This is a genomic window from Magnetococcales bacterium, assembly GCA_015232395.1.
Classification (GTDB): Bacteria; Pseudomonadota; Magnetococcia; order Magnetococcales; family JADFZT01; genus JADFZT01.
In genome coordinates this window covers 18,812-32,919 of the sequence record JADFZT010000057.1, presented here as the reverse complement: position 1 = coordinate 32,919, position 14,108 = coordinate 18,812, and the positions used below count along the sequence as shown (strand labels likewise).

At 56.1% G+C, this 14,108-nt stretch carries 13 protein-coding genes; 5 read left to right on the top strand and 8 right to left on the bottom strand.

Annotated elements, in window-relative coordinates:
- On the top strand, positions 1–83 hold an 83-nt coding region (locus HQL52_14645; protein ID MBF0370688.1), incomplete at its 5' end, for a helix-hairpin-helix domain-containing protein.
- Between the two features lie 885 nt (positions 84–968).
- Positions 969–2,240: an AAA family ATPase gene (locus tag HQL52_14640; GenBank protein ID MBF0370687.1), complete on the top strand. Its 1,272-nt coding sequence runs from the start codon at positions 969–971 to the stop codon at positions 2,238–2,240.
- Between the two features lie 202 nt (positions 2,241–2,442).
- On the opposite strand, the gene HQL52_14635 is transcribed toward HQL52_14640, so the two are convergent.
- The 4 genes from HQL52_14635 to HQL52_14620 form a co-directional block, all read right to left on the bottom strand.
- Positions 2,443–3,282, bottom strand: coding sequence for a hypothetical protein (locus HQL52_14635; GenBank protein MBF0370686.1), 840 nt, complete (start codon positions 3,280–3,282; stop codon positions 2,443–2,445).
- Positions 3,283–3,452: 170 nt separating this feature from the next.
- Entirely contained in the window at positions 3,453–4,601 is a 1,149-nt protein-coding gene (locus tag HQL52_14630; protein ID MBF0370685.1) for a glycosyltransferase family 4 protein, read from the bottom strand.
- Positions 4,598–6,460, bottom strand: a complete 1,863-nt coding sequence (gene asnB, locus HQL52_14625; protein ID MBF0370684.1) for an asparagine synthase (glutamine-hydrolyzing) — start codon at positions 6,458–6,460, stop codon at positions 4,598–4,600. Before asnB ends, HQL52_14630 begins: the two co-directional genes overlap by 4 nt.
- A gap of 3 nt (positions 6,461–6,463) precedes the next feature.
- Positions 6,464–7,339 carry a class I SAM-dependent methyltransferase gene (locus tag HQL52_14620; GenBank protein MBF0370683.1) on the bottom strand — a complete coding sequence of 292 codons (876 nt, stop codon included), beginning with the start codon at positions 7,337–7,339 and terminating at the stop codon, positions 6,464–6,466.
- A 201-nt stretch (positions 7,340–7,540) separates the two neighbouring features.
- Here HQL52_14620 and HQL52_14615 point away from each other — a divergent pair, with 201 nt between their 5' ends.
- Entirely contained in the window at positions 7,541–8,716 is a 1,176-nt protein-coding gene (locus HQL52_14615; protein ID MBF0370682.1) for a glycosyltransferase family 4 protein, read from the top strand.
- 87 nt (positions 8,717–8,803) lie between these two features.
- Here HQL52_14615 and HQL52_14610 read toward each other — a convergent pair whose 3' ends face one another.
- The gene (locus tag HQL52_14610; protein ID MBF0370681.1) at positions 8,804–9,556 is read right to left on the bottom strand and encodes an outer membrane lipoprotein-sorting protein; all 753 of its coding nucleotides are present in this window, start codon (positions 9,554–9,556) and stop codon (positions 8,804–8,806) included.
- An 83-nt stretch (positions 9,557–9,639) separates the two neighbouring features.
- Here HQL52_14610 and HQL52_14605 point away from each other — a divergent pair, with 83 nt between their 5' ends.
- Entirely contained in the window at positions 9,640–10,335 is a 696-nt protein-coding gene (locus HQL52_14605; GenBank protein MBF0370680.1) for a hypothetical protein, read from the top strand.
- Positions 10,336–10,876: 541 nt separating this feature from the next.
- Here HQL52_14605 and HQL52_14600 read toward each other — a convergent pair.
- A complete protein-coding gene (locus HQL52_14600) occupies positions 10,877–11,248 on the bottom strand; it encodes a hypothetical protein (GenBank protein ID MBF0370679.1) in 372 nt (123 codons plus the stop codon).
- Positions 11,245–11,796, bottom strand: coding sequence for a host-nuclease inhibitor Gam family protein (locus tag HQL52_14595; protein MBF0370678.1), 552 nt, complete (start codon positions 11,794–11,796; stop codon positions 11,245–11,247). Before HQL52_14595 ends, HQL52_14600 begins: the two co-directional genes overlap by 4 nt.
- Positions 11,797–12,054: 258 nt before the next feature.
- On the opposite strand from HQL52_14595, the gene HQL52_14590 reads away from it, so the two are divergent.
- Positions 12,055–12,786: a helix-turn-helix transcriptional regulator gene (locus HQL52_14590; protein MBF0370677.1), complete on the top strand. Its 732-nt coding sequence runs from the start codon at positions 12,055–12,057 to the stop codon at positions 12,784–12,786.
- 55 nt (positions 12,787–12,841) lie between these two features.
- Here HQL52_14590 and HQL52_14585 read toward each other — a convergent pair whose 3' ends face one another.
- Positions 12,842–13,972 carry an anhydro-N-acetylmuramic acid kinase gene (locus HQL52_14585; protein ID MBF0370676.1) on the bottom strand — a complete coding sequence of 377 codons (1,131 nt, stop codon included), beginning with the start codon at positions 13,970–13,972 and terminating at the stop codon, positions 12,842–12,844.
- Positions 13,973–14,108 lie beyond the last annotated feature (136 nt).

Sequence of the window (14,108 nt, the reverse complement as noted above, 5' to 3'; positions counted from 1 at the left end):
TGGAGGATGCGGTCAACAGCGTCGGGGTGGATGTCAATACTGCCTCCCCACCGCTGTTGGAGCGGGTTTCGGGGTTGTCCTGATGGTATGGATTGAATTTGTTGCCAAAAACAGGGTTTCGGCCTGTGGATAAGTGGGGGAATAACGGGTGGATAAGTGGTTGAACAGGCGGTGGGTTATCGGTGGATAAGGGAGTGGATAAGCTGTGGGCAGGTGTTGGATAAGTGGTGGATAACCGGTGGATAAGCTGTGGATAGGCGGTGGATAACCGGTGGAAAAGAGTAACCCGTGTGGGGTGGGGTGAGCTGTGCGAACCACATCAATGAAAACGGCGTTGCATCAAGCAGGCTCGAACCAAATGTTGTGAGCAGGCTGTGGATAAGGTCGTGGATAACCGGTGAGCAAGCCGTGGATAACCGGTGGATAAATAGCTGACAAAATGTGGAAAAACCGTTGAGCAGGTTGTTATCGGGATGCATGTGCTCCCAAGGCCTGTTTTTTCAATCGTGAGGAGTATTTTTGATGAGAGCCGGACCTTGAGTGGATCAGCGTGAGCCCAGCTGTTTTGGTATAGCAGTTCTACCTCAAAATTGAACACTCTTCCCTGACTCGTCATCCCCGCGAAGGCGGGGATCCAGGGAGCTGATGATTGCCCTCAAGGAAAAACCAAATCTTCAAGAAAGGTCGGTGTTTTGCTGAAAGTGATACAAGATTTTGGAAAGGTTCGCGCCAGCCCCCCTGGATTCCCGCATTCGCGGGAATGACAGAAAAAGTACAGCGGCATATGTCCAATTCTTGATTTGAATTGCTATAAAATCAGGGGGAGGTTGATAGATAGGAGCGATAGCGGTTTCAGCTTCTGTTTTTCATCACCATTTCATGCGCCATCAATCCGTGTTACCTTGACGGTCGGTGGAGAATAGAGGCTTTCCCCCTGATCCTTCGAACACCTGTGGCCGGAACGATTCATGCTTATTGAATTTAGCGTCACCAATTTTCTTTCCTTCTGTGAAACCCAGACCCTGAGTATGGCGGCTTCCGGCTCCTATCGGGAGATGCCGGACAACGGCTTTTCCACCGGATTGCCCCGCCTGCCCAAGCTCCTGAAGTCCACCGTTATTTACGGCCCCAACGCTTCGGGCAAGTCCAATCTGATCCGTGCGGCGCTCTTTATGTGGAATTTTGTGCTTAATTCCGCCAAGGGCCAGGAGGGGGATGAGATTGAGGTCAATCCTTTTTTGCTCAACTCCAAAAACAGCCAGCAGCCCAGTACCTTCGAGATGATCTTTGTGGAAGGGGGGGTGCGCTATCAATACGGCTTTGCCGCCACCCGGGAGCGGGTCTGGCACGAATGGCTTCTGGCTTTTCCCAAAGGACGGGCCCAGCGCTGGTTTGAACGCTTCCACGACGCCACCACCGGTGAAACCCAGTGGACCCTGCACAAAAAACATCTCCCCGGCAATCGGGAAGTGTGGCGGGAGGCCACCCGGGATAACGCTCTGTTTCTCTCCACCGCGATTCAGCTCAACAGCGCCCCCTTAAAACCGGTTTTTGATTGGTTTGATAAACGCCTGCGGGTTTTCAGGCCCCATGCCGAAATAAGCCGGGAATTTTCCACTTCGCTGTGCAAAGAGATCGAAGGACGCCACCGGGTGATGAAATTTCTCAACCAGGCGGATATCGATATCGAAGGGATCCAGGTGGAGACCCGCACCGTGGGGGATCTCAACATGGACGATCTCCCCCCCGAGGTGCGTCTGGCCCTGCAAAAAGAGATGGCCAGCCAGGAGGTCAACGAGGTCCGCTTCGAACGCTCCACCGCCGACACCGGCAAAGGGGTTTATCTTCCTTGGGAGACCGAATCCCGGGGGACTCAAAAGCTCTTTGCCCTGGCTTGGCCCTGGATGAATATTTTGGGAGAGGGGCGGGTTTTGTTCATGGATGAGATGGATACCAGCCTTCACCACAACCTGGTCAAATTTCTCTTCAGCTTGATCCACAACCCCGAAATCAACAATACCCAGGCCCAACTGGTGAGCACCACCCACGATACCGCGCTTTTGGACAACACTCTCTTTCGTCGGGATCAATTTTGGCTGGTGGAGCGTAGTAGTGAGCGGTGCAGTCAGCTCTTTCCCCTCTCCGACTTTGAAGTGGCCAAGGGGGCTCCCCTCCAGAAAAACTATCTCGAAGGGGATTTTGGCGCGCTCCCCTCCCTGCGCCCGTTCAAGGGCATTTAGCGCTTAACGTAAAGACGCGAGCCTCGGTGTTCTGCCCCCTCCCTCAAAGGAACATACCCAGACTCGCGTCGGTTGAACCGGGTGTTGACTCCCCTGTCTCAATCCCGGTTGGTTTCCCCCCTCATCTCCATTTCGATTGACTTTCCCCTCGCTTTCATCCCAACAGTTGAGCCCCCTCTGGCCATTTTGACCGCGACGTGCCCTATTGAATCACCCGCTCAAAATCGAGGTTGCGGAACCGGGTAGCCCAGCGGAAGGGCAGAATGCAGGTATATTGCGGCCAGGAGGCCATGGATTCGGTGGTGATGGAGAGGGCCATGTCATTCCCCCAATCCGGATGGTGCACTTTGGTCATGGGCAGCCCGGTGAGATCCACTTGCTGCTCACCGATCTTGACGTGGAGATAGGTCTGGGTTTTCAGATCCACCGCCAGCTCAAACTGGTGCCACTCCTGATCCGGGTTGACCACGATACCGCTTGGTTTCAGATAAAAATCCTGGTGGGTGGTGCCGGTACCGATCTTGATCGCACCGGAGTCGGGTACCCAAGGGTTGAGTTCCCAATAGATCACCCCTTCCAGGGAGGTCTTGTTGCTGACATACAGCTCATCCCGCCCATCGTAAAACTGGATCATCATGTGCACCGCTTGGGCGTTGTCCACCTGATAGGGGTTGGGGAAGGGGTTTTCAGTGAGGCGTACCTGGCCACGATAGATATATTGTCCCAGATCCAGGGGCTCACCGTTGGGCAGTCCTTCATAAAACTTTTTATAGCCGATGGCGTTGACGTAGGTGTTGTTGAGAAAGGGATTGGAGGTGACTTCACCATACTCTGCATGGCTTTCGATGACGACATCGCTGTCGCTACAGTCACAATCAGTCCCACCGCCGGGATTACACTCGGCAAACACTTGATGGCCATCCAGATTGGTGGATTGATAGATGGTTTCGGTGTCGTAAGCGTAGGCTTGGGGCAGACCCTGGGTCAGAGCGATGGTGCCGGTCAGGGCCATGGCGATGGTGACATGTTTGATGGAAATCATGATTCACTCCTCCCGAGAAATGACATAATTGTCGCGTTTGAGGAGAAGATATTACAAGATGGATGCCAAGAATAAAAATCAAATAAAACAACAAGATATAAGATAATACCCCAAACAGATGGAAAAATAAATTTTTACACTACATGTAAAACAAACGCAACACTCTCCCCCTACCCCCCCCTCTGTTGCTCCAGATGTCCCCGATAGACCTTCATATGCTCTTCTACCGAATGCTGGACACTATGGTTGGCCAAATTCCAGGCGCGTCCCTGCTTGCCCATCTTCCGCCAACCACCGGAGTGGATCAATGATTGGAGAGCTGCTGCCATGGTGTCGGTGCCGCCATCGTCAGGGACCACCTTTCCGAAGCGGCGGACATAATTCCCGGGATTGACATAGGCAAGGATGGCCATCTCCCGGGCGCTGGCTTCCTGAAACGAGGTGGCGAGTCCTTCCCGGGGGCCGGTGTGGACCAGGATCCAGGCCCGGGCCAATATGTTATCCAGGGTATTGTCCTGAAATTGATCGATAAAATCTCCTGAAACAGTGAGATTGGGCAGGTGGAAATAGCGCTCTTCCAGGTGCTTTTGATGGCTGGCTTCGTGGGAGCGACCGATGGCGATAAAGTCCACTTCCGGCAGTTGGCTCACCAATTGAAAAAACCGCTCGGGACGTTTGGCGCCATCAAAACGACCCAGAAAAACACACAAGGGCCGTTCTGATTTTTGGAAGGGGCCTTCCGGAATCGGCACGGGCTTGGGTAGCAGGCCGGGGCGTTGGGCCAAGCGGTAAAAATCCTGGGCCACATCCCGAAGAAATTCTGCTTCCGCATAGACCCCATGGGCCTTTTTGATGGCGCGCCGTACCGGGGGAGAGTCTTCATAAGCCCACTGAAAGGGGATTTTTATCTTTCGGGACCAGACGGCGCTTGCCAGTTCAGTGCGCCACACCTCGTGGTTGCGGGGGTTCATGGAGGTGACGAGATGGATTTTATCGGGGCAGGCACGCTGGGCGTTGAAACCGGCGATATTGGGTTCGCACAGGTGATAGATGTCGGCATCGATCTGCCGGTAGATTTTCCGACCGAAAAACACCTCCCGGGAGGATTGACCGTGAATGGTCATGCCATCCAGGGTTTCAAGCCGATCCTGCCCGGCGCGTTGGGGCACCACCACATGCACCTCCACCCCCTGAGCAACGAGCCCCCGGCCCAACCGGCGCGCATTCACCCCAAACCCACCGATCTTACCCCAGGCCGCGATTTGGTTGACGATGAGACAGATGCGCATGGGGTTATGATTCTCGGATGCTTGAATCATGCGGTATTTTCCCACCACCCTTTGAGGGTATGGAGCGCCAGGAGTTGCTTGGCGGCATCTCTTCGATGGTGTTGGTGATCCTGGACCAGCCTGCTGACAAATCCCCCATCGATAAGGTCATTTAAGGGGGAGGTAGGCCAGCTGGCAGCCAGTTCATCCCCCAGCTCTCCCCGAAACCAGCTGCTTACCGGGGATTCGAAGCCCATTTTGGGTTGCCGGGCGATCACCGGGGGGAGGTGGCGTTGGGCGAGCTGTCTTAAAATCCGCTTTTTTTGCCACCCCTTGATCTTGTGGCTCGATGCCAGGGAAAAGGCAAAACGGGCCAGATCCAGATCGAGAAACGGTACCCGCACTTCCAGGGAGGCGGCCATGGAGGTGCGATCCACCAGGGTGAGATAATCATCCGGCAACATGGTGTTGATATCGGCCCAGGTGGCCCGCTGCAAACCATCTGTTCCCAGAGCCTGTCGGTAGGCTTGGGCCGCTGCCATTTCGACTGGTGGCAGATCAGGTGCCATGGTTTGGATTTCGTCGGCGGAAAAGAGGGCGATGGGGATGGCGTGGCGCTGGGCGGGTTGATGATTTTGACCGGCGAGAAAGGCTCGGGCGCGATGGACGACGGAATGTTTGGAGCCACTCACCGGCAGTCGGGAAGCCAGGGGAAGCAGGAGAGGGGCCAGAGATCCAGCCAGGGCTAGAGGCAGAGGGGGGTGGGAGGCGTAATAGCGATCATAGCCACCAAAAAGCTCATCTGCGCCACTGCCGTTCAACGCCACCTTCACCCCTTTGGCCGCAGCAGCGCTCACCAAAAAATTGGCCGGTACGCTCAAGTTGGCAAAAGGCTCGCCAAACTGCGCGATCATGCCTGCCAAATCAGCCGGGGAGGGGGAGGGGAGGCGGTCGATCTGGAGGGGGGTGTTCAGATGCCGGGCGGAGTGCTGGGCCAGACGGGATTCATCGAAGGATTTTTCCCCAAATCCCACTGTAAAGGCCCCTGCGACGTGGGCTTCGCCGGACTCTTTCGCCCCCCACAGCAACAGCCCCGAATCGATCCCACCACTCAAAAACACCCCCACCGGTACATCGCTCACCAGTTGACGCTGCACCGCCTGTTTCAATAACCCTTCCAGCTGCTCCAAAGCCTCCCCATCGCTCCCTTGCCAGGGGGTGGGTTCCAGCTGCCAATAGCGGCTGGGGAAGGGAGGCTGTTGGGGGGAGTGGGTGTCGATTGTCAGATGGCTGGCGGCGGGCAGCTTGTAGAGATTTTGAATAAAGGTGCGGGGGGCAGGGATATATTTTTGGCTGAGAAAAGCGGAAAGCCCTTGGGGGTCCAATCGCCGGGTAACGCCGGGAAGTGTGAGAAGGGGGGCGGGTTCGGAGCAGAAGGCGAAAAAATCGGGGCTTGATATATGGTAGAGGGGCTTGATGCCGAAATGATCCCGGGCCAGGAGGAGCTTGCCCTGCTCCCGATCAAAAATGGCAAAGGCAAACATGCCATCCAGGTGATTTACCACCTCCATCCCCCACTCACGGTAACCGTGGAGAATCACCTCAGAGTCGGAGCGGCTTTGAAAGGGGTGTCCCTTGGCCGAAAGGATCTCCCGAAGTTTGCGAAAATTGTAGATCTCACCATTAAAGACCAGCACCACCCGGCCATCCTGGCTCACCATGGGCTGTCGGCCACCGGCCAGGTCGATGATGGCCAGACGACGCATGCCGAGCGCCACCCCTCCCTGAATCCAGCACCCTTCATCGTCCGGTCCCCGATGGCGGATGCCGGATAGAAGAAGATCCAGATGGCTTTTCAGGGTGAGTGTATCCAGGTGACCTGTGGAGAGGAGGCCCGCGATGCCGCACATGGCTCAGGCCTTCGGTGGCGTGGGGGAAGAGTGGCTGTTTTCACCGGAATGATTGGCAACGGCGACAGGATCCTTGGCAAAAAGATATTCCGCGCAGCGGCTGCCAAAGAGTCCGGCAAAGGGGAGGGGGGTCGTACGACGGGATTTCAGGTGGGTGAACCCCAGTCGGTTGATCTTTGTAACGATCTCCTCGGGGGAAGCGGATTGGTAAGGATAGCCCCCCAGCCAGTCGTGGATGTCGATAAAAAAATCCATGCCCCGCTTGGTCCGATAATCGGCGATGATATTGAGCTTGCGCTCCAGGATCATCAGGCCCGGCATTTTGATCAGGGCAAATAAAAATGAAAGCAGCTTTTGGATCGGCTTGGGGCTTGCGCTGTAAAGCCGTTTTTCCCATCGCCAAAAGCCGCAAAAGGGAGTGGCCAGATAGATGGCAATGGCCAGACGTCCCCCCGGTTTAACCATTGCGGCGGCTTTTTCAATTGCCTCCCACATGGCTCCGGTGTGGTGCAGCACACCCCAGGAATAGACCACATCAAATCGTCCACTCTCCCGGGGTGAAAGATCAAAGACACTCTTCTCTTCGCACTGCCAGGGGCCATCGGGATCATGATTTTCCAACAGGCTCCGGCAGGTAGCCACCGAGATGGGATCGAGATCCACCCCCATTACCTGGACGGCGTGGGCTTTCAGGGCGGCCAGGGCGTGGAGCCCCGAGCCACAGCCGATATCGAGGAAGCTTTTGTTGTGGAGATCCTCCCCCAGGAGTGTCCGCAGTTTTTCTTCAGCGTTTTGGATGGCGATGGGATTGATTTTTTCTGCATAGGCTCGCCAGTTGTCCCCAAAGGCATAGTGCTGGGAGAGATCTTTCAGAGACACTGCCGTCTGCTCCTGATGGTGGTTCGGGGAAGTGTTGGAAGGTTGAAATTATCACAGGGAAAAAACCGGGTCATGGTCTCCTTCGGGAAATTGGGCAAAAAGGCTCTCCATGGGGGGTGGTTTCCGCTATTCTTCCCGGACTATTGGGTTTTTTCAGCCACTTTGTGTTCTTTTATTGCCCTTCATCGTTAAGGATCTGCCATGCGGCTCGCTTTTGTCTGTCATGAATATCCCCCTCTGGGGGGAGGGGCTGCTTCGGCATTGGAGCGTTTTACCCGGGTGTTGGCCGAAAGGGGGCATGAAATTTTGGTGGTCACCATCGGCCTGGGGAAGATGGATCAGGAGGAGCGGGATGGACAGGGACGCCATATCGTTCGCTTGGGGGTGGGGCGGCGAACGCTTCTGGCGCCAGGCTTGAAAACCTTGATGCGCTCTTATCTGGCGTTGCGAGGTCAAAGCGGCGACTCTATCACGCGCTTTAAGCCCGACGGGGTGGTGGCCTGGTTTGCCTTTCCGGCAGGACATGCTGTTTTGCCTTTGGTTGGGCGGTTGGGGGTGCCTTTGGTGGTGTCGCTGCGGGGCTCGGATGTACCGGGTTTTTCTCCGGGGCGCTGGGGGCGTTTGGGCTTTATGCAGGGGATGCTCTTCAAACCCGCCGCCAAAAAGGCTGATCTGCTCCTGGCTAACGGGGCCTCTCTTACCTGCCTGGCTGAAAAAGGGCTCAAACGTTCGGTGATCAATCTGCCCAACGGGATCGATGGTCGTCTGTTTTATCCCCCCCAGAGGCCGGATGATCTCCCCGGCCCCTTGCGCCTGCTTTTTGTGGGACAGTTGATTCCCCGTAAACGCTGCCTGGAACTGCTCCGGGGGGTGGTGCAGTTTGGGGAGCAAGGGGGGCGGGGGGAGTTGACTCTGGTGGGGGAGGGGCCTTTGTGGGGGGCGCTGGAAGAGGGGGTCGGTCAAATGCCTCCGACGGTCAAGGTGCGCCTGGCAGGATTTATCCCCCGGGAGGAGATGCCCGGGATCTATCGGCAGCACGATCTTTTGCTGCATCTCTCCCGGGCGGAGGGGGTTTCCAATGTGTTGTTGGAGGGGCTCTCTTCGGGGTTGGGGGTGGTGGCGGCCCCGGAGGCGGTGAATGGCGTGGTCGATGGGGCCGGGAATGCCGGGGGGATTCAAAAATTGGCGAGCCTTCGGCCCCAGGTGATTGGAGAGGCGCTATGGCGTCTCGATCAGGATCGGCCGGGGTTGCGGGCGATGCAGTTGGCGGCCCGGCAGTTGGCGGCCGGGTATTCCTGGGAGGAGCGGGCGGGACGGTTTGAGGCGTTGATGGCGCAGGTAGGCCATCAACCCACTGGGGAGGCTGTATCCGGTTAACGTGGTTGGGCGTTTTGGCTTTTTCGTCTAGCCGTTCCGGTAGATGGCTCCCCCCGGTATTTTCTGGGGCGAGCCCGGGGTGAACCGTTATTTCAAGAGGGTGCCTACCCGGGGCAGGGATTCTTTGGTGAAGGCGCTGTCCGGTAGCTCACGGGCTTCCAGAGTACCGATGCGCATAATGGAGATGTAGCCTGGATTGGTGCTGTTGACCGCTTCGATCATCGAGGGGCGGATCAGCTCGGGAGAGAGTTCCCGGATCGCCTTGTAGCGAAACTGTTTGGTGGGATAGCCGCTGCCGCCATAGTAGGTACTCTCCATGGGGACATATAGTTTGCGGTGCACTTTCATCACGATTTTGCTGTAGGGGGAGGTCGGTTTTTTTGGGGCGAGAGAGAGGAGAAAGTGGTCTGGGGTGACTTCCAGAAGGGTGGGGGTATATTCCAGGTGAAATTCCTGCCGGAAAATGTCGGCGTTGGTGAAGACCCCTCCGAGAAAGGATTTGTCCAGGGTCGCTTCCCGCAGGGCCATTTCACCGGGAACGTGCATCCAGATGAGATCCCCATCCCGCATGGCGGTACGCCCTTTCAATTCATTCGGGCCGATGATCAGGGCGACGGTATGATTGCCTTTTTTATGGGCCAGATAGATCGTCATCCAGCTTTTTTCCAGATTGGGGGTGCGATGCAATACCCGGTAAAACATCTGCATCGATTCCGGATAGAGATTGCGATCCACCCGACGCAGGATATCATCGGCATCCTGGGCTTTGGCGGTGGTGGCAGAGAGGGTGAGGAGGACGGCCAGAAGTAAAGTCAGAAAAAAATTATCGTTTCTTTTCACGTGATTCCCCTTATGATACCTCTAAATCAATACGGTGGCTCCCGACAGCCGTAGCCCCCTGGAAAGCGGATCACGCAAGGCCCATGCCATTTGATATTTTACCCATTGTTAAACTATTAAAACAGCCATGGCTATGGGTCCTCATCGTTGGGGCGACGGTCTTTTGGGCGGTGGTGCGTTTTATCTATGTTCCTGCCAAAAAAAGAAAACGTATCAAGGATCGGGAAAAATATTGCAGCCCCCTCCTGCTGCCCACCCTACCGGAAGAGTTCGATAAATCCTTTCACATTCCCAGCCGCCTGCGTCGCCACAAGACCTATGAGGTCAATCTCTATCAGGTCACCTGTACCTGCTATCGTTTCAGGCGTTCAAGGCAATATTATCCCCGCAACGATATCCATCGCCTCTGTCACCATCTGCGTCGGGAGCTGGATCGCTCCAAGGCCGACCTCCACTTTTGTGAGTTGGACCGGCGCATTCTCAAGGATCGGGTGCGGGATCGCTGTTACCGGAAGATAACGGTCCTGGGAACAGAACTCGCCTTCGGTTTAAAACCCCATAACGATTTTGTCCGGGTCTTTACCCGGGTCTCCTCCCCGGAAGATCCTCTCTCTGGTCCATTTACCGGCCCCTACGACAAGTTTACCTTCAATGCCCAGCAGGAAACCTGGGTCTACGGAGAAGGTCCTCCTGGCAACGAGGTGATTATTGATAGGCTGCTCAAGGAGCTGGCCCAATTTAAAAAAGATTATAACGAAGCCAAAGGGATCGCCCTCTGACCGCCGTTTTTGGATCCACTCTCCTGCGAAATCAAAATCGGTAACGATGGGGGCTTTTCCACAAAAAAGATGACCTCTTCCGCTGTGAACCGACCCTCCGCTGTTGCACCACCCGGAAAAAACCACCCTTTCATCCAGACCCATGGGAAAAAAACGCCTCCTGAGGAATCTCCATAGGGAGAAGGCAGGGGGGTGGCATTGGCAGGATCTCTTTCCCCTTGAATCAGCAGTCGTCGGATCAGCCCAATCATCCCAAATTCGGCTTTTGAGTCATCATCAGGGCGAAGGCGATGTTTTTTGAAGCCAGGTTCAGGAAGGCGATCTGGTTTTCGGAAAAAGGGGGCAGGGCTCCAAGCTCCTCCACCGCCACCACCCGGGCGTTCAGCCCGGTATTCCATGTTGGCAGGATGTTCGTCAGGTGGTGGCGCCGGATTTCAGGGCAACCGGCCAGGAGTGAATCCCCGGGGATTCAGAAAGGGCTACACCCTGGCTGGATGTCAGGGGATGGCCGGTTGCCCGTCAGAGTGTGGCAAGGGGTGGGTCAATTCGGTACGGCAGACAAAATCGCATAGATGGCCCGTTCCGTCAGGTCATACTCCTGGGCCAGGGTGCGCACCGGGATACCCGCATCGTAGCGGCGGATGATCTCCCGGTTGCGGGCCTGACGCATCGCTTTGACCGCTCGCACGATCATCAGGGTTTCGCCGCCGAACCGAAGGCTCAAGCGGCGAGCCCGTTCAATGCCCAGTAGCTGGGCGAGCTTGTGTTGTGCCCGGATACGTTTGGGAATGAACAGCCGGGTACCGCCACAAGATTTGACCAGGGTCATCGCACCCTCCAGACCAATGGCATCCTTGATTTCCAACAGGGAGTCAGGCAGATCGATTTCACGATATCGGGGATTGTGGCTCATGGTTGCGCCTCTTCGTCAGTACCGGACCATGCGCCTTCTCCCAAACCCTCTTCCTTAAGCTCAAACCAGAACAGATCCTTGTCCATGCGCCGAGCCCCCACCATGGCCAGACGCTCTTCGGGCCAGTCCCGCAACGCTTCCCGATTGACATCTTCCCGAATGCGGATGGCATCCCGATAACCCAACTCTTTGATGCGGTTGAGAATCAAGGCCCACTTGGAGCGGGGTTTGGGCTTGATTTCAGAGGAGCGGCGAAATCCCAGATGACCAAAGGCCAGATCAACGGAACGTTTTTTCTTGAACAGACCCTCTTTGTGATACTCGGCAAAGGCGGTGAGCCCGGCGGTCAGGGCATCGAGCCTGGAGCGACGGGGGGCGGCAAAGGCCTCGGCTGCGGCTTTGATGCGGTCGATGGATTGATTCATATCTGTTTCGATGGCGGAAATGTTGCGTTTCAAGTGAGCAATTTCTCCCAATACCTGGTTGGCATGTTCAAGATCCCGGACAATGACCGGGCTTTTTGGTTTAATCCGTTTGCGACTGGCCATGAAACTCTCTCCACAGGAATGTATCCTACCTATTGAAGCCTTGGGGAGCCTACAGGTAGGATAGGTCTGGTTAAAGTGGTTTAAAGTTCGGTTTTTCGAGTAAGGTTCGGTTTTGAGCGGCAATATGTCAAGAAAAAAGTGTTTCCGGACCAAAAAAAGTTCGGTACACAGGGGTGTGGTTCGGAAAAAGTATTTTTTTCTTGACAAAAAAGTCACCAAAGTTCGGAAGGTTCGGAATTTTTTTCCGAATGAGATGCCATGAAAAGCGATCAAGATACCCAAAAGAACGAGAAAGCTGCCCCTGGGTTGCCGGAGCGTCTATTGAAAGCGATTGGTGATGAACCCCCTTATGGGTGGGGTATTCGGGCGGGGATCAGCAAAAGCACCCTTGAAGGTATCCTCAAAAAGGGTTCGACGCCCCAAAGAGGCACTTTGATCAAAATTGCCTACGCCACCGACATCTCCTTGAACTATCTCCTAACCGGCAAAGGCCCGGTTCGGCTGGCTTCCTCAGGCAAAGGATTTACTCCTTCCCTGGCGGATGTGGATGGGGTCTATCTGGTGCGCAAAGGGTATGTGCTGGTGCCTCGATATGAGGTGACGGCCAGCGCTGGAGACGGGGGATTGATTCACCAGGAAGAGGTGGTGGACCATCTGGCTTTCAAGGCGGATTGGATCAAGGGGGTGATGGGCCTGGATGCCCGCAAGCTGGCTCTGGTGGGGGTGAAGGGAGACTCCATGGAGCCGACTCTCCAGGAGGGCAATCTGGTGTTGCTGGATCTCAGGGAGCGGGAGGTGCGCAACGATGCCATCTATGTCATACGCCGGGATGACACCCTCATCGCCAAGCGCCTGCAACGGGATTTTGAAGGCAACATTCATATCCAGAGCGATAACCCCGTCTATGAAAAAATGACGGTATCGGCTCATATGGTGGAACAGCGGCTGAAAATTGTCGGCCGGGTGGTGTGGGCCGGTCGCAGGCTTTAAAAGTTCGGTTTTTTTGTGTTTGGTTCGGTTCAGCCTGGTTTGGAAGCCAATTGGTTCAGGCCATTTGTCCTGGATGGATGGCTCCCAACACCGCTGGGATTTCCGCCCCGGTCGCTTCGGGCAGGGAGGAGGTCAACCCCTGGAGGGTACGGACGGCAAACCAGGCGAACGCCTGGGCTTCCAGGCTATCCGGATCAACCCCCAGCGCAGCGCTGTTTTCCAGGGTGGTTTCCGGCAGGGCGTTTTGCAGCCCCCGGAGGAGTTCCGGATTTTTGGCGCCTCCCCCACAGAGTACCAAACGATCGGGAGCCCCGGAGGTGAGGGTTTCACAGGCGTCTGCCACTGAAAGCACCGTAAACCGGGTGAGTGTGGCGAGACCATCCACCCCGTTACATTCAGGAAAAGCGGTTAAAAATTCCCCAAGCCAGCTCTCCCCGAAAACTTCCCGACCCGTGGATTTGGGAAAGGATTCCTGAAGATAGGGGTGGGCCATCAACCAGGCGAGAGGCTCGGGGAGCACGTTGCCTTGAGCAGCCCCCTGACCATCGGCATCAAAGGTTTTTGCGCCGTCGCTCAAGCGCTGAATCAAAAGATCCATCCCCGTGTTGGCAGGTCCGCTGTCCCCAGCCAATACCGGTCGTTGGGCACCGTCCGCCAGCCGGGTCAGGTTGGCGATCCCTCCCAGATTGGCCACGATCACCCGTTCGCCCGGTTTGTTGCCAAAGAGACACTGATGAAAAAGCGGGGTCAGTGGGGCGCCTTCTCCCCCTCGCACCATATCCGCCGGGCGAAAATCGGCCACGGTGGTGATGCCGGTTCGGGCGCTGATGAGATAGGGAGAGCCAATTTGCAGGGTGAAGAGGGGGGGGCGATGGCGGATGGTCTGGCCATGGCTGCCGATGACGTTGACCTCTTTGGGTTTCAGGTTGCCCGCTTCACACACCCCGAGGGCGGCTTGGGCAAAAAGCTCCCCCAAATCCCGGTCCAGAGCCCCCATGCGGTCGATCTCGCTGATACCTGGTTCGTAGAGCGCCAAAATTCGGGCGCGTATTTCCGCTGGATAGGGGTACTCTTTGGCTGCCAGCACTTTGGGAGGGGTGAGGCCGTCGGTTTGTACCAATACCCCGTCGATGCCGTCGGCAGAGGTGCCGGAGATGAGGCCGATTGCGTTGAAAACGGGAGCCATGATTCCCCACCTGCATGTGTGTTAAAGTGCGTGATCGTTAGGTGGCAAGCGCCTGGATCATTTGATCCGCCGTGCTGCCATAATTCTTTGGGAGAGGCTTTGTTTCTCCCTTTAAATATCCGCCCACCACAGCCAA

What these genes read in the sequence shown, in the direction of transcription:
- HQL52_14640 (MBF0370687.1), top strand. Translation starts at nt 969, where the DNA reads ATGCTTATTGAATTTAGCGTCACCAATTTTCTTTCCTTCTGTGAAACC.
- HQL52_14635 (MBF0370686.1), bottom strand. Translation starts at nt 3,282, where the DNA reads ATGATTTCCATCAAACATGTCACCATCGCCATGGCCCTGACCGGCACC.
- HQL52_14630 (MBF0370685.1), bottom strand. Translation starts at nt 4,601, where the DNA reads ATGATTCAAGCATCCGAGAATCATAACCCCATGCGCATCTGTCTCATC.
- asnB (MBF0370684.1), bottom strand. Translation starts at nt 6,460, where the DNA reads ATGTGCGGCATCGCGGGCCTCCTCTCCACAGGTCACCTGGATACACTC.
- HQL52_14615 (MBF0370682.1), top strand. Translation starts at nt 7,541, where the DNA reads ATGCGGCTCGCTTTTGTCTGTCATGAATATCCCCCTCTGGGGGGAGGG.
- HQL52_14605 (MBF0370680.1), top strand. Translation starts at nt 9,640, where the DNA reads ATGCCATTTGATATTTTACCCATTGTTAAACTATTAAAACAGCCATGG.
- HQL52_14600 (MBF0370679.1), bottom strand. Translation starts at nt 11,248, where the DNA reads ATGAGCCACAATCCCCGATATCGTGAAATCGATCTGCCTGACTCCCTG.
- HQL52_14595 (MBF0370678.1), bottom strand. Translation starts at nt 11,796, where the DNA reads ATGGCCAGTCGCAAACGGATTAAACCAAAAAGCCCGGTCATTGTCCGG.
- HQL52_14590 (MBF0370677.1), top strand. Translation starts at nt 12,055, where the DNA reads ATGAAAAGCGATCAAGATACCCAAAAGAACGAGAAAGCTGCCCCTGGG.
- HQL52_14585 (MBF0370676.1), bottom strand. Translation starts at nt 13,972, where the DNA reads ATGGCTCCCGTTTTCAACGCAATCGGCCTCATCTCCGGCACCTCTGCC.